This is a genomic window from Bartonella sp. AP57NXGY (assembly GCF_042195805.1).
Classification (GTDB): domain Bacteria; phylum Pseudomonadota; class Alphaproteobacteria; order Rhizobiales; family Rhizobiaceae; genus Bartonella.
On the sequence record NZ_JBHIOZ010000568.1, the window covers coordinates 1 to 647 of the forward strand.

Below are 647 nucleotides of genomic sequence, written 5' to 3' on the forward strand. Positions count from 1 at the left end.
CGACGAGAATGATTATCTTTTTTGTGAGATTTAAAGTGGTTTGTTAAATTAGAAATACGTTCAGAAAGTACAGCAATTTGCACTTCTGGTGATCCTGTATCACCAACTTTGTTTGCGTATTCTGCGACAAGAGCTTTTTTACGTTCAGCTGTAATCGACATCGTATTATCCTTTCCAAAAACGAAGAAACATAAAGCCACCCATAGCCGAGATGTCGTTCAGCAAGGGTCTGTGAGAAAACAGGAAAAGTCGAAGACTCTTACCTATTTTCGTTCTTATATAGGAAAGAAGGTTAAAATACTAGTCCTTGACAGCATTTTGAAGTCTTTCTTTAAATAAAAGCTTTTGTTTTGAAGTATTGATTTAAATAGAGTTTTATGAGAAGTTTTTAAAGAATTATGCATCCTTTTGATACAAAGATTATGAGCATGTATGTGGTAACAAAAGTGATAAATACCGATTTGGAGGGAAAAGATGCAGAGCATTTCAACATTAAAACTTTTTCATAATTCGGTATTTCGAAATTTATGGTCATCGACTCTTATTTCTAATTTAGGGGGGCTGATACAGGCTGTTGGAGCAGGGTGGTTAATGGCGTTGATTAGTTCTTCGCATTCCATGGTTGGGCTAGTTCAAAGTGCCACAAC

Annotated in this window: 2 protein-coding genes; one reads left to right on the forward strand and one right to left on the reverse strand. The window is 35.7% G+C overall.

From position 1 onward, the window contains the following. Nucleotides 1–161, reverse strand: a 161-nt coding sequence (gene rpsO, locus ACFIL8_RS12075) for a 30S ribosomal protein S15 (RefSeq protein ID WP_375690018.1), incomplete at its 3' end; no start/stop codon positions are given. Nucleotides 162–474: 313 nt separating this feature from the next. Here rpsO and ACFIL8_RS12080 point away from each other — a divergent pair. Then, nucleotides 475–647: MFS transporter (locus ACFIL8_RS12080; RefSeq protein WP_375690020.1), on the forward strand; the 173-nt coding region annotated here is incomplete at its 3' end.